The sequence below is a fragment of the Mesomycoplasma ovipneumoniae genome (assembly GCF_038095995.1).
GTDB classification, from domain to species: Bacteria; Bacillota_I; Bacilli_A; order Mycoplasmatales; family Metamycoplasmataceae; genus Mesomycoplasma; species Mesomycoplasma ovipneumoniae_F.
In genome coordinates this window covers 1,079,831-1,102,347 of the sequence record NZ_CP146005.1, presented here as the reverse complement: position 1 = coordinate 1,102,347, position 22,517 = coordinate 1,079,831, and the positions used below count along the sequence as shown (strand labels likewise).

Annotated in this window: 15 protein-coding genes; 5 read left to right on the top strand and 10 right to left on the bottom strand. The window is 27.2% G+C overall.

Annotated elements, in window-relative coordinates; genetic code table 4:
• Positions 1 to 615: 615 nt before the first annotated feature.
• The 6 genes from V3249_RS04115 to V3249_RS04090 form a co-directional block, all read right to left on the bottom strand.
• Positions 616 to 1,734, bottom strand: coding sequence for an IS256 family transposase (locus V3249_RS04115; protein WP_337896950.1), 1,119 nt, complete (start codon positions 1,732 to 1,734; stop codon positions 616 to 618).
• Between the two features lie 186 nt (positions 1,735 to 1,920).
• Positions 1,921 to 3,174 (bottom strand): IS256 family transposase, encoded by a 1,254-nt coding sequence (locus V3249_RS04110; protein WP_341517461.1) that lies wholly within the window; start codon positions 3,172 to 3,174, stop codon positions 1,921 to 1,923.
• 42 nt (positions 3,175 to 3,216) lie between these two features.
• Entirely contained in the window at positions 3,217 to 4,092 is an 876-nt protein-coding gene (locus tag V3249_RS04105) for a hypothetical protein (RefSeq protein ID WP_341517534.1), read from the bottom strand.
• A gap of 55 nt (positions 4,093 to 4,147) precedes the next feature.
• Positions 4,148 to 4,918 (bottom strand): ATP-binding protein, encoded by a 771-nt coding sequence (locus V3249_RS04100; RefSeq protein WP_341490414.1) that lies wholly within the window; start codon positions 4,916 to 4,918, stop codon positions 4,148 to 4,150.
• Positions 4,919 to 4,978: 60 nt separating this feature from the next.
• Positions 4,979 to 6,616, bottom strand: coding sequence for a class I SAM-dependent DNA methyltransferase (locus V3249_RS04095; RefSeq protein ID WP_341517533.1), 1,638 nt, complete (start codon positions 6,614 to 6,616; stop codon positions 4,979 to 4,981).
• Positions 6,617 to 6,639: 23 nt separating this feature from the next.
• Entirely contained in the window at positions 6,640 to 6,834 is a 195-nt protein-coding gene (locus V3249_RS04090; protein WP_341517532.1) for a hypothetical protein, read from the bottom strand.
• Positions 6,835 to 7,039: 205 nt separating this feature from the next.
• Here V3249_RS04090 and V3249_RS04085 point away from each other — a divergent pair, with 205 nt between their 5' ends.
• Entirely contained in the window at positions 7,040 to 7,174 is a 135-nt protein-coding gene (locus V3249_RS04085; RefSeq protein ID WP_286673274.1) for a hypothetical protein, read from the top strand.
• A gap of 77 nt (positions 7,175 to 7,251) precedes the next feature.
• Here V3249_RS04085 and V3249_RS04080 read toward each other — a convergent pair whose 3' ends face one another.
• Positions 7,252 to 7,662 carry a hypothetical protein gene (locus V3249_RS04080; protein WP_341517531.1) on the bottom strand — a complete coding sequence of 137 codons (411 nt, stop codon included), beginning with the start codon at positions 7,660 to 7,662 and terminating at the stop codon, positions 7,252 to 7,254.
• Positions 7,663 to 7,713: 51 nt separating this feature from the next.
• The gene (locus V3249_RS04075) at positions 7,714 to 10,170 is read right to left on the bottom strand and encodes a type I restriction endonuclease (protein ID WP_341517530.1); all 2,457 of its coding nucleotides are present in this window, start codon (positions 10,168 to 10,170) and stop codon (positions 7,714 to 7,716) included.
• A gap of 345 nt (positions 10,171 to 10,515) precedes the next feature.
• Between V3249_RS04075 and V3249_RS04070 the strand changes: the two genes are divergently transcribed.
• Both V3249_RS04070 and V3249_RS04065 read left to right on the top strand, forming a co-directional pair.
• Positions 10,516 to 11,769 carry an IS256 family transposase gene (locus V3249_RS04070; RefSeq protein WP_341517461.1) on the top strand — a complete coding sequence of 418 codons (1,254 nt, stop codon included), beginning with the start codon at positions 10,516 to 10,518 and terminating at the stop codon, positions 11,767 to 11,769.
• Positions 11,770 to 11,816: 47 nt separating this feature from the next.
• A complete protein-coding gene (locus V3249_RS04065; protein WP_341517529.1) occupies positions 11,817 to 12,041 on the top strand; it encodes a hypothetical protein in 225 nt (74 codons plus the stop codon).
• 303 nt (positions 12,042 to 12,344) lie between these two features.
• On the opposite strand, the gene V3249_RS04060 is transcribed toward V3249_RS04065, so the two are convergent.
• A complete protein-coding gene (locus V3249_RS04060; protein WP_341517528.1) occupies positions 12,345 to 16,766 on the bottom strand; it encodes an MGA_1079 family surface serine endopeptidase in 4,422 nt (1,473 codons plus the stop codon).
• Between the two features lie 487 nt (positions 16,767 to 17,253).
• Positions 17,254 to 18,549, bottom strand: coding sequence for an ATP-binding protein (locus V3249_RS04055; protein WP_337896749.1), 1,296 nt, complete (start codon positions 18,547 to 18,549; stop codon positions 17,254 to 17,256).
• A gap of 477 nt (positions 18,550 to 19,026) precedes the next feature.
• On the opposite strand from V3249_RS04055, the gene V3249_RS04050 reads away from it, so the two are divergent.
• Both V3249_RS04050 and V3249_RS04045 read left to right on the top strand, forming a co-directional pair.
• The gene (locus V3249_RS04050) at positions 19,027 to 21,009 is read left to right on the top strand and encodes a S8 family serine peptidase (RefSeq protein ID WP_341517527.1); all 1,983 of its coding nucleotides are present in this window, start codon (positions 19,027 to 19,029) and stop codon (positions 21,007 to 21,009) included.
• Positions 20,999 to 22,429, top strand: coding sequence for a hypothetical protein (locus V3249_RS04045; protein WP_337896747.1), 1,431 nt, complete (start codon positions 20,999 to 21,001; stop codon positions 22,427 to 22,429). Before V3249_RS04050 ends, V3249_RS04045 begins: the two co-directional genes overlap by 11 nt.
• Positions 22,430 to 22,517: the final 88 nt, after the last annotated feature.

Genomic DNA, 22,517 nt, shown 5'->3' with positions numbered 1-22,517 from the left:
AAGAAAAAATACAACTGCTATTTAAACTCAATGCAAATAGAAAACTCGTTTTTATTTAAATTGAGCCTAAAAAAATATGTGAAGTTTTGAAAGAGCCATAATTAAAAGCCATAAATTTGTAGATTTCTAAACGGTCAAATTTAAGGCATTGCATCATATCTAAAAATATAATGGATAATTCGCATTATCTTATTTTAATACGACAAAAAACATAATTAATTCCCCCTTAACTGAATATCAAATTTATTAATTATTCTTAGTGATGGATATTATAACATAATTTTTTCTTAGACCAAGCATTTTTTTGCAAAGGGTTGATTTTAAAAAATAAAAATTAAGGTTTTAGGTCAAAAAGCATGGATTTACCGGTATTTTTTCATATTTGTATTCACTAAAAAGTGAATTTCTTCCATCAAACTGGCAAACTCAGGACTTAAAAATTCTTAAAAAAATTAGCGACTTGATTTTGTTTATTAAACTTGTGATTTGCTCTTGACAAATTTAGAAGGTTTTCTTATTTTTTTACTAACAAGGTCAGATTTTGTTTACGTAGCTTTTTTTAGTGAGTGTTCATAATTTCGTGTTCTAAATTTTATGGATTTTTCAAATAGAAATCTAATTTAATTTTACATTATTTAATCGATTAGGGAAAGAAATTTCTAATTGTTTTTTAATTATGTCTCAATTTCCTACCTGTTTTTGTCATTTTTTAGATACATTTTGAAGCGTTAAATAAGTTATTTTTGAAAGGTCATCCACACTTTGAATTTCACCATTTGTTTCTGTATTTTGCCTAATTAATTTAATCACTGATTTAATTGGATTTGTTGTATAAATTGCTTGCCTCAATTCATTTGGATATTTAAAAAATGTCGTTAATTCAGCGAAATTTTCATACCATGACTTGATAATTGAAGGATATTTTTGCTCTCATTTTTTCGCAAATTCATTAAGATTTTGCATTGCAGATTCTTGATTAGTCGCCTGATAAATACTTTTCATATCAGAGGCAAAGTCTTTTTTGTCCTTGTAAGAAACTTTTAAAAGCGAGTTTCTAACTTGCTGAACAACACATTTTTGAATATCTGTTTGCGGGAAAACTGCTTCAATTGCTTGACTAATTCCGCTTAGATTATCGCTAGGAATTATTAGGACATCTTCCAGCCCGCGAGTTTTTAGTTCGCTAAAAACATCAAGTCAATTATTTGCTGATTCGCTATTTTTAATCCAAAATCCTAGTGCTTTTTTATAGCCCTGCCAATCAATTGCAAGAATAAGATAAAGTGATTTTTTGACAAAAACACCGTTTTCTTCAACATCAAAAAACATCCCATCGATGTACAAAATTGGATAGAAATTCTCAATTTTTTGCGATTTTCACTTTTCAATTTCAGGTAATACTTTGTCAATAACTGAGGAAATTCAAGCGATACTTACTTCTTTTTCATAGATAATTTTTATTGCGTTAGCAATATTTTGATATGGTAACCCTGATGCAAAAAGCGAAATTACTTGCTCTTCGATATGACCTAAATTTTTGCTTTGGCTGCTTTTTTCATAGTCTAAATTTTGGTTTAATTCCACTTTTGATAGTTCTTGAGCAAAAGCTTCAAATATAACTGAAATTTTGTTGCGAGAATCTTCTTTTTTGTATTCTTCAGAATCGACGTATTTTTTAGCAAATTTTTCAATTTCTAACTCAAATGGGGATAATTGTTTTTGCTTTTTTTTCATATTTTAGTCCCTTATGATAAATTTTATCAAAACAGATTTACCTTAAAACACAAAATATTTAATATTCCCAATTTTTCGATAAATCAGATAATTATAGAGAAAATTCAATTATTAATTTATTTATTTTGGGTGTGTTCATAATCTTGTGTTTTAAATTTTTATGGATTTTTCAAATAGAAATGTAATCTAATTTAATTTTACATTATTTAACCGATTAGGGAAAATAATTTCTAATTGTTTTTTAATCATGAATCAATTTCTTACCTTTTGTCATTTTGTAGATGCGTTTTGGAGAGTTAAATAAGTTATTTTTGAAAGGTAATTTACACTTTGAATTCCGCCTTTTGTTTTTGTATTTTTCCTAATTATTCTATTCATTGACTCAATTAAATTTGTCGTATAAATTGCTTGCCTCAATTCATATGGATATTTAAAAAATGTCGTTAGTTCAACGAAATTTGTATACCAAGACTTGATAATTGAAGGATATTTTTGGCCTCATTTTTCCGCAAATTTATCAAGATTTTGCATTGCAAATTCTTGATTAGCCGCTTGATAAATCTTTTTCATATCAAGGACAAACTCTTTTTTGTCTTTGTTAGAAACTTTTAAAAGCGAGTTTCTAATTTGGTGAACAACACATTTTTGAACATCTGTTTGCGGGAAAACCGCTTCAATTGCTTGACTAATTCCGCTTAGATTATCGCAAGAAATTATTAGAACATCTTCCAGCCCGCGAGTTTTTAGTTCGTTAAAAACATCAAGTCAATTACTTGCTGATTCGGTATTTTTAATCCAAAATCCCAGTGCTTTTTTATTTCCGTCCCAATCAATTGCAAGAATAAGATAAAGTGATTTTTTGACAAAAACACCGTTTTCTTTAACATTAAAAAACATCCCATCAATGTACAAAATTGGATAGGAATTCTCAATTTTTCGCGATTTTCACTTTTCAATTTCAGGCAATAATTTGTCAGTAACTGAAGAAATTCAGGCATTACTTATTTCTTTTTTATAGATACTTTTTATTGTGTTAACAATATTTTCATATGACATTCCTGATGCAAAAAGTGAAAACACTTGCTCTTCGATATCGCCTAAATTTGTTTCGTATTTACCGAGTAATTTGTTCTCAAAAGTGCCATTTCGATCTCTTGGTATTTTTAGACGAAAACTATTATGATTATAATTCACAGTTTTGTCCGAAAATCCGTTTCGCTTATTTGGCCTATGCACGCCTTTTTTGCTTCGGTTACTTTTTTCATAGCCTAAATGTTGGCTTAATTCCGCCCTTAAGAGCGCCTCAGTAAAAGTTTTAAACATATGCGAAATTTCGTTGTGAAAATCTTCTTTTTTTATTTTTTTATAATCAGCGTATTTGTCAACAAGTTTTTTAGCTTCTAACTCAAATGGGGATAATGTTTTTTGCTGTTTTTTCATATTTTGGTCCTTCATAATAAATTTTATCAAAATAAATTTACTTTAAAAACACAAAATATTTAACATTACCGTTCCTTGAAAATACTTTTTATTTAATTCTTCTTTTATAGTAAGTAGAAGTAAATATAAATAGTCATTCATATCATTTTTTGTATAAATACACCATGTATCAGTTGAATAAGAAGATTTGCCCACATAAAATTTAACATCAGCATTGCCACCAGTATTAAGGAAACAATACCTACCATTTACAAAATATTTATTTCAAGTTAATATTGAAGCCCCACTTGTGAAAAAAGGATATTGACCAATACAATTTTTAGCATCTCCTACTTGTACATTTGATTTAGCCGCTTCCAAAAGAATATCTTTTAATTTTCCATTAGGAGATTTTTTAAAAAACCAGTGCATATAAATGTCTTGAGCCATATTAGCTAAATTATCGTTTATTTTATTATTTAGTTCAATTTTTTTATTAATGAAGTAGATAAAATCACCTATCTTTTCCTTATTTTTAACATCAGGTATTGAATAGTTCATAATATGATTTTTATCACAACGAGGCAATATTGAACCTTTTACTCCAAGCATTGCATATTGAAAAAAACTATCATTTAAAAGGTGTGCATAAATATATTTTCCAAATCTAGATTCTAATGGTTTTATAACCAAAACGTCAGGACTTGCTAGCCCACTTTTATCTGCTAGTCAAATCTTCTTTAAATAAGGACCAATATTACCTAGCAAAATATCATATTTCTCAAATTTAGTATATTTCCCGGTTTTTGGCACAAACGAGGAAGGTTTAATACCCTTTTTATTTGGCAAAATGTTTTCAACACCAACATAAAAAACATCAAGACCATCAATACTTAATTTTTCATTTGAATAAATTGCATAATTCATTAATTTTTTCATTGTTCACCTTTAAAATAGTTGTTATAGGTGAATATCATTATGATACATATTACCATTATTTTTCTTCTTGTTTGAAATGTAATTTTCATAGTTTTTCGATACTATCGTATTTGGCATTTTCATTTATAGGAGTGTTTGTGTCACCAACACGTGTAAATATTTGATTAGGATAAATGCCCTTATATACCTTGGATAGAAAAAAAGGAATATTCTTAGAAGCTTTACAAATTATTACACCTATTTTTAAATATTTATAATACAGATTTAATACTTCAATTTGTGGAACGTGATCTCCTGCAAAGTTTATATTATGAATGAAATTTAGAATATCGTTAGACCTTAAATCTTCATTTATTCCAATTACCTTTCCATCATCTTGAACTCCGAATATTAAATAAGCATCTCTGTTTTGTATATTATTGGACATGCATAGAATGTCATGCAGTAATTCTCTTCTATACAATCCATCTTTGTCCTTTTTGTAAAATTCACTTTTATAATCAAAGAAATCGTCTTCTTTTTTTAAATTAATTAAATCCACAATTTTTTTATTAATTTCATTGTGATAGTGATAGTGATTTTTTTTATGCTTTAAATCTTCCACAATTTCTTTTAATTTAGTTGATTCATCAGAAGTTATTTTTCCTTCAACCTTAGAATTATCTTTCTTATTTGTGCAAAAAATAGTCACTATTGCTCCACTGTTGGAGAAAAGTATTTTATAAAAATTCGCATTATTTCAGCCTTCTTCAAAATTTTTCACAATGTATCCAATGTTTTCCAATCCTGTTTTAATATAATCAATGTCAATATCAAACTTTGCCATTAGCTTCCTTACCTTATTTGCTCAGATAAACAAATAATAATAATAATAATAATAATAATATTAGATATTATTTTTAGATAATTTTAAATTTTGCAGTTGTTCCATTATTTCTTTTTGAAGCTTATCTGACTCTTCAAAATATTTTTGAAGTTCACTTTGATATTTATTCATTTTAGCTTCAAATTCTTCTTGGGTTATTTCAACATAATCGATTTTAATATCAAAATACTGGCCGGCTGACAGTGAGTAGTTTTTTTCTTTTATATCATCATATGAAACGGCTATTGAAAAGTCGTCAATTGATTCTTTATTGTTAAATGTGTTTATTATTAACTCAATATCTTTTTCAGTTAATCTTCTTTTTTTGTTTTTTCCATCTTTATAATCTTCGCCTAGTTTTGAGGCATCAATCAAAATTACTTTATCGTGATTTCTAGCATTATCAAAGAATAGTACTGTAACATTAGTGCCAGTATTTGCAAAGACATTAGATGGCATACTTACACAACCATAAACTATTTTCTCATCAACAATTCTTTTTAAAATTTTACTTTCAACACCTGATTTAGATGTGATAAATCCCGTTGGAATAACAATTGCACCTTTACCTGTTTCATTCTTTAATGAATTAATAACATGTTGAATAAATAAAGTATAAATTGCCATACTATCTTTTTTTGTTCGCGGAACATTAGGCACACCAGCTCAAAAACGCTCAGGCATAGTAGATAATTTTTCTCAATTTTCTGAAAAATCTAATTTAAAAGGTGGGTTAGAAACAACAAAATCAAATTGTCTTAATGATTTATTGTCATCACTTCTGTGATATGGAGAGGTCAAGGTATCTCCTTGAATAGCATTTTGTAATGAAGAAACTAATCCATTTAAAATCAAATTAAACTTAAGCATCTTATTACTTTTTTGTGAAATATCTTGAGTGTAAATAGTGCATCTATCAATGCCTATGCTGTGTGATAATGCCATTACAAGCGTACCTGTACCAGCAGAAGGGTCATAAATTTCAATGCTATTAAACTCTTTTTGCTCACCAATAAGTAATTTTGCCATTATTTTTGCAATTGATTGAGGGGTGTAATACTCTGCGTATTTTCCACCTCCATTTGTGTTATAGTCCTTTAGAAGATATTCAAATATATCAGCAAAAAAATCATAGTGTTCACCAAGAGCTTCTTCAAAAGAAAAATTAACCAATTTATCAACTAATGCTCCAGCAAATTTTGACCTTTGGATATCGTCAGTAACATAAACTGTAAGTTTTTCAAAAATAGGGATTCTTGTCTTATGAACAGTTTCAGTTGCGAAAATTGCTTCATTTTTAGCAGCTATTTCTTCCATTGTTGAATCGAAAATTTGCGCAAAATTCTCTTTTTTTTGCTGATTTCAAAGGCTAGAAATTAAATGCTGGGGCTCAAGAAGCGGAACATCTGCTTTAAGTCTATTAAGCAATGATTTTCTTGTTTTTTCGCTCATATTAGCATAAGATTCATCTCATTTGTCTGCGACTTTTAATTCAGGACTAACTTTTTTAATTTCATATCCAAACTTATCATTTATGAATTTATAAAGAAAAACCTGGGTAATTACCTTATACTCGTTACCATCGTTTCCAATCCCATAATGCTGACAAGTTGCTTTTAATGCATCAATTAAACTAATTGTCTTTTCTTTTAAGTTCATGTATTATTTCCTTATTTTGCAAATTATTGTTTGATTTGACTAGTGTATTCATCTTTAATATTATTAATAATGAATTCAATATCTTCATTTTCTTCTTTAAAAATGTTATATATTATGCTACTAATTGTTCTTTTAAAGTAACCTTGATTATTTAAAATAGAATGCTTTTTATAAATTTCATTATCTACGTTGTCTTTTATTATTTTTAACACATTCATTATTTCTTTGTCTGAAAGAATTAATTCGTATTTTTCATCAGCATGTTTTTCCCGAGTTTCCCAGTTTTAAGGCAAAAATTCACTTTTTAGTGAATATAAATATGAAAAAACACCCGTAAATCAGTGTTTTTTGAACGTAAAACCTTAATTTATATTAATGTCATTTAATTGCATTTTAAGTAATTTTATGGTATAATTATAAATTATGAAAAAACAAAATAAAGATGGTTTTATTGAAGTAAACAAATTGTTTGGTAAAAAACCTAAATATTTTAAGGAAATTTCAAACATGAAATTTGAAACAAGTTATTTGGAAACAATCAATATTTTGATATCTTAATAAATTACTAATAAAATTGTAATTAACTTTTACCAAAAAACTTAAAAAATTGCCTAAAACCGGATGCTTTTTTGAAATTACCTTATCAAACTGGGAAACTCAGGAAGAATTAATTCGTATTTTTCATCAGCATGTTTTTTGTTTCACTCCAAAATCCGCTTATGTATACGAACAAATTTTTGGTCATTGTCATACTTGGCTAGTAACTTGTTATTATCCTTGTTAATTTTTTTTATATTAGATAATGTTTCATCCAAAAATGTGGAATATTCATAGAATTCATCCATATTATTAATATTGAAACCTTTTTCAGCAAATTTCTCTCTTATTATTGAGATTAAAGATGAGTACTCTGGATCTTTTTTATCGATATTTGCTTGCAATTCTCTTGATAGTTGAACCCATTTTTCATTTAATTTATCTGTAGAAACAATTTTTAATTCGTCATTAACTGATGTTTTTTTAAATGTGAATTCAATATTATTCATAATTTCGTTTATAGATGATTGAAATGATTCATTATTTTTTAATGCAAGTTTTTAGTTTACTATATCTATTCTCTTTGTAAGTAGAGTAATCAAAATTGGTAGATTTTCAATTTTGATTTCATTAAATTTTTCCTTCAAAACTTCATCGCCTCAAGTTCTAACCAAATTAAATGCATCTCTTGCGCTAAATAATACATTTCTTAAGTCAATTAAATGTTTTTTATCATTAATTTCAGATATTTCTGAATCAAAAATTTCCAAGTTGTTAATTGTGTATTTAAATAATTTGTTCGATGCATTTTTTACATTTTCAATTAATTTGTCTTTATCTTCAATAATGCTATTTAACACATTAGATTCTAATTCACTTGGTTCACTTATTTTTTGTAATTCCTGAAGGTATGCCTTGTTTGTATCATCGAAATTTTTCTTAATATCAGCAAAATCAATAATATAACCGTGTGTATTTTGTTCGTATGGTCTATTAACGCGAGTTATAGCTTGTAGTAATGTGTGGTCAGTTAATTTTCGACCAAAATATAATTTTTTTAGTCTAGGTGCATCAAAGCCAGTTAAAAGCATGTTAAAAACAATTAAAATATCAATATTTTTCCCTTTTTTAAAGTCATTGATATGCTCCATTCTGGTGACCTTATCATCAATGTCATGTAAAATTAGAGCAGCTTTTAAATTGGTTTTTCCAAACTCATTATCGTCTGCATTGCTTTGAATCTTGTTGAAAAATTTATATATTTTTCTCGCTTGGTCGCTTGTTTCACAAATAACCATGCCTCCTAATGAATTGCTCCCGCGAGAAATTTGAAATTGTTTAAAATCTCTGATTATGAATTTTGTAAGTTCCTCAACATATGAATCATGTTCAATAATATAAGACTTTTTTACATCTTTTTTTTGTGCTAATTCTTGTAGTTGTAGATTGTCATATATTTTTTCTAGTTTAAATTTACATGAAGTTTCAACGTCTTCTCTGATAATTTTTAGTGTATAGCCATCTTTTATAGATTTATCATAATAATATGTATGAATATAATTGCCAAATATAGACCATGATTCTTTATCTTTTTTTAAAAGCGGTGTGCCAGTTAGCGCAATTTTTATTGAGTCAGTATCAGCATTAAATAAATTTGCTAAAAAACTGCCGCCCTTTTTATAACTTCTGTGCGCTTCATCTATTATAAAAATTCTTTGTAAATTTACTGAGTAATCAGGAATATTGATCTTATCTTTTTCATCAAATCGTTGGATATTAACTACAGTTATTTCCATTTTTCCATCATTGCCTTCGGTAGCATGACTTGTTTGGAATTGTGCCATTAATTCTTCTTTATTGGGATGTATTTTAACTGACAAACCACGATATTCAAATTCTTGTTTAGCTTGTTCTAGTAAATCCAATCTGTCGACAATAAAGTAAAATTTAGCAACTTTGTTTTTCGAAGAAAAATAGTCAGTCAAATATTTTATTAAATAATATGACAATGCAGTTTTTCCGCTCCCTTGAGTGTGTCAAATAATTCCTGATTTTTTACCTTTATTAAGCGTATCGCCAACCGCTAATGTAGCTAGCAATTGTTGATATCGCATTATGTGTTTTAGACTAGATTGCTCGATATTGCCATCTACTTCTTTATTATAGTTTAAATAGGCAATACCGTATTTAATGATAAAAAGCAATCTTTCTGGAGAACATAAAGATGTGATAATTCTATTTGTGGGGGTATTAAAATCTGAATTTGTTTTGTATTCCGAAGCCCCAAGTAATGTATGAGCATTAAAATCACCAATGATTTGTTTTTCTATATTTTTATCTATAGTTCCATAAGGATAATCATTGATAAACTTATCTGAATCTTCTCTAAAACAATTGAAGAACGCTTTATCCTTTGCCCCGGTGCTGTAAAAGGCACCCTCAACTGGCGCAATACCGTCAAGATTATCGTATTCCATATTATTTGAAAAAATCATTAATTGGCTAATGTTTATATATCTTCTAAATTTGGCATTTGGTAATCTTTTTTTATTCATCCTTTGGGCTTCAGCAACGACACCTCCAGGATTATTAGGTGTTTTAACCTCGATAAAAACTAAGGGTAAACCATTAATAAATAACGTTATATCAGGTCTTAGTTCATCGCCATCGTTACGGTAAGAAAATTCTCCAGTGAAATGAAAAGAGTTGTTTTTGATATTATTAAAATCTATTAATTTTTGATTATATGAAATTAAACGGTTATAAAAACTCATTCCTAAATCATCATTGTTTAGGTCGTGTCTTATTTCACGTAAGACCTCGTTAAAATCACCATTAAAAGTCGGATTTAATTGAAAAAATTTTTCTCTAAAAATGTCGACAGCAATATTGGTAGTAGCATCATATTCAAATGATTTTTTACTGTCAGAATTTCTTCCAAGATATTTATATCCAAGTCTTAACAAATGCACTAATGCAGGTATTTGAACTCTTGTTTTTTCGTTAAATTCAGCCATAATTTATATTATCCCGGGAGTGTTCATAATTTTGTCTTTTAAATTTTTTTATTAGTTTTTCAGTCATCTCAATCCCCCCTTTGCATAAAAACTTATTCTTATTAAACTTAAATTATAAAGGAAAAGAAGTTAAATTTTCCTAAAATTCTCTCTTTTTTAAAGAAATTTCTAATATAAAATAAAAAATTATGTTTAGCACATCTAAAGAAAAAACAACTAGAATTAATAATTTAATAGAAAAAATCAAAGCAGAAGATGAAAAGTTTTTAAAAAAAGGTAATGTTAAATATTTTGTGTTTTTAAAGTAAATTTATTTTGATAAAATTTATTATGAAGGACCAAAATATGAAAAAACAGCAAAAAACATTATCCCCATTTGAGTTAGAAGCTAAAAAACTTGTTGACAAATACGCTGATTATAAAAAAATAAAAAAAGAAGATTTTCACAACGAAATTTCGCATATGTTTAAAACTTTTACTGAGGCGCTCTTAAGGGCGGAATTAAGCCAACATTTAGGCTATGAAAAAAGTAACCGAAGCAAAAAAGGCGTGCATAGGCCAAATAAGCGAAACGGATTTTCGGACAAAACTGTGAATTATAATCATAATAGTTTTCGTCTAAAAATACCAAGAGATCGAAATGGCACTTTTGAGAACAAATTACTCGGTAAATACGAAACAAATTTAGGCGATATCGAAGAGCAAGTGTTTTCACTTTTTGCATCAGGAATGTCATATGAAAATATTGTTAACACAATAAAAAGTATCTATAAAAAAGAAATAAGTAATGCCTGAATTTCTTCAGTTACTGACAAATTATTGCCTGAAATTGAAAAGTGAAAATCGCGAAAAATTGAGAATTCCTATCCAATTTTGTACATTGATGGGATGTTTTTTAATGTTAAAGAAAACGGTGTTTTTGTCAAAAAATCACTTTATCTTATTCTTGCAATTGATTGGGACGGAAATAAAAAAGCACTGGGATTTTGGATTAAAAATACCGAATCAGCAAGTAATTGACTTGATGTTTTTAACGAACTAAAAACTCGCGGGCTGGAAGATGTTCTAATAATTTCTTGCGATAATCTAAGCGGAATTAGTCAAGCAATTGAAGCGGTTTTCCCGCAAACAGATGTTCAAAAATGTGTTGTTCACCAAATTAGAAACTCGCTTTTAAAAGTTTCTAACAAAGACAAAAAAGAGTTTGTCCTTGATATGAAAAAGATTTATCAAGCGGCTAATCAAGAATTTGCAATGCAAAATCTTGATAAATTTGCGGAAAAATGAGGCCAAAAATATCCTTCAATTATCAAGTCTTGGTATACAAATTTCGTTGAACTAACGACATTTTTTAAATATCCATATGAATTGAGGCAAGCAATTTATACGACAAATTTAATTGAGTCAATGAATAGAATAATTAGGAAAAATACAAAAACAAAAGGCGGAATTCAAAGTGTAAATTACCTTTCAAAAATAACTTATTTAACTCTCCAAAACGCATCTACAAAATGACAAAAGGTAAGAAATTGATTCATGATTAAAAAACAATTAGAAATTATTTTCCCTAATCGGTTAAATAATGTAAAATTAAATTAGATTACATTTCTATTTGAAAAATCCATAAAAATTTAAAACACAAGATTATGAACACACCCCAAGGAACTGGGCTTAAACACTTACAAAAATATTTGCTAATAAATAAAGATATTTATATACCTACGGAAAGTGAGTTATTTAATTTTAATAATATAGTTAAACCTATTTTCGATAATATTTCTAGTAATAAAAGGGAAACAGAAAAATTAGCAACTCTTCGCGATTATCTACTACCATTTCTTTTAAATGGTCAAGTTACTATTGAAGACTAGACAAATAAATTATCGTTTAGTTAAAAAAATATTTTTTATTATGAACACTCCCGTAAAAAAATTAACAAAAGTATAGCACTCAAAATTTTGACAAAAAACTAGTTGCCTGATTTTTTCTACTAACTTACAATTTTAATGTATTTAAATTTGTCTTCAATTGTGAATTTGTATTGTTTCATTTTTACACACCTTTTTTCGAATACGTCTGAAATTGGTGTACTAATTTATGCAAATTGAACTGCATTTTTATATTAAATAGTTTAAAAAAGTATATAAATTTATACACTTTTTTGACATTTTGATTTATTCTGTGTTTGTTTTAAATGGATTAAAAAATCATGGTGAATTTGCACTGGCGGGTGCAAGTAGATGCCATCTTAAAATTTGAGCAGCAAATGATTTAGTATTTTTTAAATCCAATGGATGTTCACCATTGAAGTTCATGCCAAAATAGTTAAAACCGCGAGTTGCATAATTTCAACCTTGCAAACTGTTGTGAGGTGTTCCGGAGTTAATTAATGAAATGTAATTGTTATCGGCACTTAAAATTCCAGTTCCTGAATTTCCGGCATCAAAATATGTAGGCACATAGCCATTTTGATGTCTTAACATTACATTATAATTGCTTAATCCTGGTCGGTGAATAACATATGCAGATTGTTTTCCATAAGGGAAACCAACAATTGAAAAGTCATAAATTAATGACTGGTGGTTAATATTATAATCCATACCATTGAAATTAAATTTTATATTTTCAAGCGCTAGTCATGATTTTAATCAGTTGGCATACTCATATTTTCCTTGCACAAGCGCTTCATCATAAAGTGGCTTAACATCGACCACAAAAATAGTAGCATCAATATTGTGACCTTTATGTTCCTTTCCATCTCGACTTTGTTGATCTGATCCAGATCAAATTTGAGAAAGTAGAAATCCAGAATTTGGGTCTTCTTTTTTGTCGCTAGGTTTTGATGAAGAATTTGGACCTTTTAATAGACCACCTCAGTAACTAAACCCAGCATTAACATTATTTTCAAAATTAAGTGAAGGTTTTACAATGTAACTATATCTTCGATAAGTCTTTGGTAAGCCAGTTGTTGAGTTATTTAGCTGGTCAAAATTTGAAACATTTTCTACATGATTATTAGTTATAAAGTAGAATTTTCAGTCATTTTCATCATTATTTACTTTTCCAATCATCGTTGCAGAACCAAAACTAAAAGCAAGTGCGCGTTGGAAATTATTTTCAAATTGAGGATTTGATTTGATAGTGGAATAATTTATATAATCATTGTTTTGTAAATAACCATTATGAATTTCATAGGGAACGTTTTGGTTTGGAAAATAAACATTTTTTCGAACATTAGGATCGGTATAAAAAGGAATTGGTGCATTTTCTTGAGTGTATGAAATTTGTTTATAATCGAATAAATTAGTTCGTCTAGTATGCTCTTCATATTGTTCATAATTCTCATAAATAACATTTACACCAGCACCTCTATTTCACAAGATAAAAGCTTTATTTTTGTCAAATTTATCATTATTTGCAAAAGGATTGTAACCTTGAGTGGTATTTACATAATTTACAGGATTACCAACAATAATGCTATATTCTTCACCTTTCAAACTTAATTTAAAGTGCAATCCATCTATTTTTTTTGTAACATTTAATAATAATGTTAATTTGGGAAGTGGTGTAGAGGAACTGTTAGTATTATTATATCTTTGTGGTAGTTCAAGTTCAATATTGTGGTTTGACTTTCTTTTGAGTTCTGAATAGTTTATAGTAAATGAAGGAAACTTATAGTTAGCTTCATTACCAATGGTAGGATCTCCTGGTTTAGTGAATCTATTATAGCGATTATCATCTTGAATTAAAACATTTCCATAAATTGTTAAATCTAGTTTTACATCTCGAGCATTTTCTAACATTTTTTCAAGGTACTTTTCTTTTAAAACTCAGGATGCACCTTTTCCATCTTGTAATCAAATTGCATCTTTAGCATTAAATTCAATTTGTCGATTTCGAATAACTTGATAATTTTCTACTATTAAAGTATTAAGACCTGAATGTCTTCATTTGAAGCTTGAATTTTTGATATCATCAAGCAAAACAGGATTTGAACCAGCAACTTTGTATCAATTATTGCCAACAACTATTTTTTCTGTTTCTTTTTTTTGGTTAGGGTAAGTATATTTTAAATTAATATAAGTATTGTTGTTATACTCAACTTTTTCATGAATTGTAATATCCTTAGTGTCAATTGAATAGTTATTTAGTGTCAAAGTTTGTTTATTTCAAGTTAATTGTTGATTATTATATTGAAAATCTTGTAGACTCACTTTGTTCATTAGCAATTCTGGATATATATTATTTTGAAAATCATTTGATAAATTCACAAGTGTAATTTCTTCTGATTTTGAATAAACTTTGCTAGGATCACTTTTATTAATAAAGCCAATTTTGAATTTTAGCTCGCCTGTTCTTTCTGATTTTACATCATAATATACAATAAAATAGTTATTAATAATATCAGAAATATTATTTGGATTAGTTGTTACTCCACTAGGAATTATGGTATTTGTATTTACTACGAAAACATTTGCTGAATTATCAATTTTAGCTTGAATACTTTGTTTATCAAATTCATCTCCTCCGGTGGCATCTTTTGATTCATCTAATGTTCTTTTAAACTCTGATGAATCATTTTGAGTGTTGTTATTATGATTATTTTTAAGTTTTAATAAATATTGTAGGGCACTACCAGCATCTTGTTTTCGAAATTGGCTAACTAATTGTTGCGGGTTTAAAACACTAAAAAGTGTTTCTTTTCCGTTCACTTTAGCACCTGGAGTTTTTCTTAAATCGAAATTAGAGGCGTTAATTCCATCAATTAATTTTTTATGACTATTATCAAAATTACTACTTACTCAATTAGAAGGTAATTCAATATCACTAGCACGAAGTGGTCGAAAATATCACATATTTTTGGCATATGTTTTTTTATATTCACTTTCTTGCATATCTAAATCTCAATCTTGAAAATTAAGTTCTTGATTGTCCTTTTTGATTCCAAAAATTAGTTTGACTGTTCCACCACGATTGGAATTAAAAATATTTGAATGATCAAGTACTTCTTTAACAAAAAGTGAATATTTACCTATTTTTGGTCATTTATAAATATTATTTAACTCCTTTTCTGCCAATATTGAAGGAATTCCATGATGATCAACACCTTGTTTGATAGGTTGTAAATCCTTCAAAATTTGTTCACTACCACTTAAATTATCTTTATTTCATTGTACATTTGTAAGATAGCTAGAAATTAAAAGTTGCAAGTCCGCTTTATCTCTTTCAAGCTTGGTCATACTAGTAGATCGAAGAGTTATTTTATCTTTAGTTTGGAGTGTAATTTGCTTTACTATTTTTCCTAGTGCTAAGAAGTTAACTTTTGCACTAAAGTGTTCATTTTCATAGCTAATTTGAGCCAAATCATGTTGAAAAATGTGATCAACTTTATTACCTTTAGATCTAAAATTTTGCTTAATAATATCTTGAAGTTGACCAACGTGTTCTTTGTTAATTTGTTGAAGAGCAATTTTATCAAAATCATATAAGTCATCTAAATATTGAAACTTTGTATCTAAAGCTGATATCTTACTTTCGATATCATAAGTATAGGTATTATCTTTTTTAAAATCAAGTAATTTTGAAATTCTTGTTCTATGTCCTTGCGCATTAGTTACCTGATAAGTAATTTCAATTTTATTATTGTTGGAATTATCCAATTTTGTATCTTTAATTTCAAAAGAATAACCTTCTTTTCCAATTTTAGTCAATAATTTTGTAGTTTCAACATCAAAAGCTACTGGATTTAATTTGTCTTCAAGTCTATAAAGTTTAATTTTTGCTTCATCAAATGAAGGATTTACTTGTTCTAAATCAGTGTTAATTTGACTAATTTGTTCATCTGTTGCTGTTCCATTTAGAGCTTTTTGTGCATCAATTAATTCTTTTTGTACTGCATTAATTTGTAATTCCAAATCACTAATATTACTTGAAAAAGCTAGTTCTTGATTATGAAAAAATGACTGCGCTTTTAAAAGAGTAATATCTAATAATTTATCAGCATTGTTAGTAGTAGAAGTGTATTTTGGTGTTGATTTTATAGCTTCTGCTGACTTAATAGTATCACTTAATTTTGTTGATAAATTAGAAAGTTCACTAACTTTTTCTTCTATTTTTTTAAGATCTTGAGTACTTGTTTGTTCATTAATTTGTTGTGCAAAATGCAATTTTAAACTAGAAGCTAGTGTAGTAAATGTGTTAATTTTTTTAATACTTTTTTGCTGTTCTTGAAACAAAGTTGGTTGAATATTTTCAGGAGTTGTCGGTGTTTCCTGAGTTGTATTATCTGATGAGGTAGGATCAGGAGTTTTAACTTGATTTTCTGGTTTGGATTTAATTTCTTTATTATCGTTTTTTAAGGTCGGATTATTTTCTTCACTTTTTTTATCTTCAACTTGATTATTTTGCTCTTCTTTTTTGTCTGAAGATAAATTATTTTGGTTATCTAAATTTGGTTTCTTAGGCAGTGGTTTTGCATTTTCGTTTTGTTTAGCTGGTATTTTAATTTCAGGGGTAGTTCCACAAGCAATTGCAACACCAAAAACTGTTACAAAAGAAGATAAAAGTAAGATAGCTTTAGTAATTTTAGATTTCATAATTAACTCTTTTATTGAATTCAATATTTTTTTTATTATATAACACATTTTACTTTTTTGTAAAAAGGTGAAAAATAAACTTTAGGTTTTTTGGTAATAAAACTAAAATTGTTCATGGTTTTGCAACACAGTTTAGGTTTTTCTAAATATTTAAAATAAGATCTTCTTTATAATAATTTGGAAATAAAAAATGCAACCATAACTAAACTAGAACAAAAATAGCCAACACCTTAGTGTTAACTTTCTCTGTCCTGGTTTAGTTTTTAGCACTTTTTTAATTTTTTTGGCAAAAGTTAATTACAATTTTTTACTGATTTACTAAAATATCAAAACAGATTTACTTAGAACACAAAATTATGAACACTCCCCATTTGTATTTTCAATCCATCTTTGTGGCGATAATGTAAAGGATTGCTACCTTTTTTCTTTTTAAAGGTGTCGAATTCGACACCTTTAAAATTAGGGTAGTTAATAGTCTCTTTAAAAATTATAAGTCTATTATTGATTCATTAAGTAAAAAATCTTCTAAACCAATGTATAAAATACCATTTTCATCGTGTTTTGGAATTATTTTGTTTCTTACTATAACTATTTTTTTAAATGAATCATTTATTTTTTTAAGCGAGGTTATTTCTTGTTCTTTTTTTTCTAAATTGTCAATATTAAACGCTGATTGAATATAGTATCTTTTGTGGCCTTTATTTATAACAAAATCTATTTCAAGCTGAACTTTTTTTCTTGTTGAGCCGTTTTTAAATTCATGTTCTACAACACCAATGTCAATATTGTATCCTCTTCGAAGTAAATCATTGTAGATTATATTTTCCATTATATGATTGTTTTCTATTTGGCGAAAATTTAATCTTGCATTTCTTAGACCAATATCTGAAAAATAATATTTAAATGGGGTTGAAAAATATTTAGAACCCTTTACATCGTAGCGATAAGCGCATTGAATAATATAAGATTCTTCAAAAAATTTAAGATACTTAAAAATTGTATTTGATGATATGTGTATTTGTTTTTCTGACAAAAAACGTTTTGCAAGCTTAGAGGGATTGGTTAAAGAACCAATATTTGAAGATGTAAAGTCAAGCAGGATTTCAAGTATTTGTTGCTCATTATGTATTTTGTTGCGCTCAAGAATGTCTTTAATATACGTTTGCTTGAATAACTGCTTTAAATAATGACTTTTCTGTTCATCATTTTGCAATTTATAAATATGTGGCATACCACCGTATACAAAATAATGTTCAAAAGCTTCTGATTTGTCATCAAATAATTCATAAACTTCAGCAAAAGATAAAGGATTTACATGCACTTGGTCTCCGCGGTCTCTGAATTGAGTTAATAAATCTGATGAAAGCATTTTAGAGTTACTACCAGTAATATAAATATCTAAGTTACTATGTTTCATAAGACTTAAAAGCACATCTACAAAGGTTATATTTTTTTCATTACTATCAATATAAGGATTTGATACATTTTCAGATAATTGAATTTCGTCAATGAAAATGTAGTACATTTTGTTTATATTTTTTGTTTTTTTCTTAATATATTCATTTAATCTAAATGGATTTCGGTATTCAATATTATCAATTTGGTCAAGAGCAATTGTTATAATTTGATTTTCTTTAATTCCACTGCTAAGTAGGTAATCACGATATAAATTGAATAATAAATATGATTTTCCACATCTTCTTATGCCAGTAATAATCTTGATTCTGTCATTCTCTTTTTTATCAATTATTTGGTTAAGATAAAAATCACGTTTTATTATCATTTTGCTACCTCACTTGAAAAATTTAAGTGGATTTCCACCATTTTATTTCAAAATAATTTTAACATAAATAAACTTATGTTTAGTAATAGTTTGAAGAATTTAGGTGGATTTCCACCATTTTATTTCAATGTATCTAATATTTTTAATTTAAATTTGTGAAAATACTTATAACATTATCTATTTATAAATGCTTGTCTATCACTTTTTGTTATATAGTTATATTTTTTAATACTATAATTAATATAAAGTTCCTGTCTAATTTGGAGCTTAAATAAGTAGAAAAATTAACAAAAGTACTGCACTCAAAATCTTGACAAAAAACTAGTTGGCTGATTTTTTTCTACTAATTTTTATTTAGTTTTTATAACAACTTTTATTGAATCAGAACTATTTTTTGATATAATTAATAAGAATAAAAAGATGACTTAGAAATCTCTTAGTTGATATAAGTTAGATACAAGATAAGATTTGGTTTTTATGGTTGAAAAAATTAAAAAATTTAAAAAGTTTGCCTTATATTTGTCTGGTTTTACTTTAATTTCATTAATATACGGTTCGCTGGTTATAAATTGAAATAATAATAAGCAATATTGATATTCTACAAACTTTAGTAATAAAATCGATGTAAGAGAGCCTTTTATTAAAAAATTAAATAAATTCTCAAAGGTTGAAAATCTAGATAATAATTTTGAATTAAAATTATTATTAAATCCTGACTTTTTAGATACTGATCCTAAAAAAATAACTTCTTTTAATATTGATTTTTTAGAAAAAATAAAGAAGTTAAACTTAAAATATAAAGAAACAAAATACAGCCAAATGTTGCCAATTGTCTGGTTTTATTTTGATACTGAAAATGATCGAGAATTTTTTGTCAAAAATTCCTTAAAAAATTCTACTATCAGTCGATTTATTGTTTATAAAAATGAAGAAAAGGACAAACAAACAGGACATGTTGAAACGTTAAATGATAATAATCCGTTAAATAATAATGATGATTATCATTCACTTTTTAGCGAGTCGTTAAATAAAAATATTTCAATAGTAAATTTCCAAAAACAAGCAGCAAAAGACAATGAAAATCAAGATAAAGCCACCTCAAAGGTTGGCGCTATAGAATTTTTAGACAAATTTAACTCAAATTTTAATATATATTTTAATGAAAATCAATTAAATATAAATGATCTAGTTTCAAACAGACCCAAGCAAGCAGAAAAACCATATCATTCAACGCTAGTCTCATTAATTTTAGGCGGCAAAGCAGGTGTTGATAAAAAGTCGGATTTGTATTTATCAATATTTAAAACAGATGCTGAGTGGCAAAAAGCAATTGAATGAATGGCTACTAAAGATGTAAGGGTAATAAATCACAGTTATGGAAATAAACTTGTAGACTTTAAAGACTACAACGAAAATGCATATTTACTTGATTTTTTAGCAAGAAAATACGGCGTAATTAATGTGTTTGCTGCTGGTAATGGTGCTGATAAAATTGACGAGGATGAATTTGGCAAAAATAAAGCTGATGATAATCCATGAATTGATGATAGAAGCTTGTCAATAAATTCAATAGTGGTTGGTGCGCTCGAAGATAATTCTAGTAATTCTAATATAGCAAAAAATGAAATAGCCCCTTATTCTAATTTTAAAACTGGTGATCAGTACTTGCAATTTGCTAAGCCCTTAGTAGTAGCTCCAGGTCAGATTTATAATGTTCTTGATGATAAAAATCAATCTGGCCAAAGCAAAAAATATGTAAGTGGAACTAGTTATGCAGCCCCTATTGTAACCGGATTAATATCAACACTTTTAAGAGGAAAACCACTTTGAGTTCGTAATGATTTTAGAGTTCCAGTAATAAAATCTATTCTTTCTGTTTCTGCAATAAGTCCAAATCATAATGATTTGGATAAAAAAGATAGTGGTTATTATGAAAAGTACGGGGCTGGAATCCCTGATTTTGAAAAAATGAAAGAAGCGGCAGATAATACTAGTTTTATGTTTGGCAATAAAGAAAATGAGGGCGAAGTTATTTTTACTGGCAATAGGTTCTGAGTTAATTCAAATGAGACAATTAAAGCCTCTTTGTCTTGAAACTTTAACGCTGGAATGCTAAAAAATAACGAAACAGGGCAAAATATATCTGGCTGATGGTGATTTTTACCGGCAATTACCAGAAATGTTAGCAGCGATTGATTATCGTTAGAGGCAACAAAAAAACGACAAGGTGGTACTTTTGTTTCAGATTATGATCTTTACTTACAAAAATTAAATTCAAATGGCGATTGAGTTGATGTTGCAAGATCTAATAGCATCCTGAGCAACGATGAATTAATAGATTTTAAGTCAAACGAATCTGCCTATTATCGTATTTATGTTAAAAATTATAAATCTTCCGTTTTTGAAAATTCGGAGGATGACAGAATAGTTGCTTCTTATTTGGTGCATAATGAAAATTAAACATTTTTTTAGTAAATTTATAGTTATAAGTTCCTTAACTTTGCCATTTTTTTTGAGTTCATGCGGTCAATTTTTTAATTTTACCTCTACTAAACCTAAACCAAGCCTAGATGAAGATAATCATAAATATAGTGGAGATTATTTTTTAAATCTATTAGATAAACATTATGAAGAGAATAATGTAAAAAGGGCGACATTTTCGCCATTAAATTTTTTCTATTCCTTGCAAAAAGAAAATAAAGATAACAAAGTAGCCCAAAATAGAAGTCGAAATTATTTTCTTGGTAATAAAAATTCAATTGATATTTATACTTTTGAAGAATTTCAAAAAAATATAGTTGACAAATCCAAAGAAATTACAAAAGAGGCCAATATAGATCGTTTTGTTAGCACTGCTTCAATAAAAAAAGAATTTGAAGAAAAATTTCTAAATGGTACAACAATAGAAGAAACGCTTAAGAACAATAATATTTTAATTATGGAGCATTTTGGCGAAAAAAGTCTATTATCGTCTAGACATTATTATTTCGATGATAAAGAGGATCGCTATATAAATATGACTCCTTTTCGAGCAAAAGATATTCATTTTATTCAGTATACGAATTTGGGGATTGAACCAGTGTTTAGTCCATATTTTACTGTTGTTTTATACCCCAAAGACAAAAAAATTTATTTTCACTATGATTTTAAAACAACTTACGAAAAAAATGTAAATAAAACTAGAAAAATTTATCATGATCTTGAAAAAAGGTATTTACTTCCGAATTATTTAAAAAATAAAGCATTTTATGATATTTTTGATGAAATTAAGTCTATGCAAAAGAAAAATAAAATTCAATTTTTTAAATTAAAACAACCGTATGATAAAGTTGCTGAAAAACTCGACCCTTGAGTCAATAATTTTTTTGAAAATAAGCACGGGATAATTAAAAATTTAGAAGAATTTAAGGATAAAATAATTAATCGTATTTCAAAATTGGACTCAAATTTAAAGATAGATGAAAATGAATTTATAAACGATTTTGAAACAAAAGTATTTAAAGGGGAAAAGCTTGAGAATATCTTTAAAAATTCAAATATTTTTATATATGAAACATGAGAAAAATTTGTCTATGGTTCTCCGCAATCTTATTATTTAAATTCTGATAATAAATCAGCAACAGTAGAATTTGAGAACATAATCATTACAAAGGAAGAAAATAACAATATTTTTTTAGAACCTATTAGCCATTCAGATTATAGTTTTAATGCTTTTTCGCGTTTTTTCACGAAATCAAAATTTAATAAAGTTGCTTTTCAAATTTTGGTAGTTCCAAAAGAAAAAAATATTATTTTTAATAAAAACATTAATCGTCTTAAAACACTCGAATCAGTAATAAAAAATTATTTACCACAATGAAAAATAGAAAAAACGGGTTAGTACAGATTTATTTTTCATAGACTTATCAAACTTTTTTGCCAATTTCTTATTAAATTGTTTCATATACATGCAAAATTGACTCATTGTG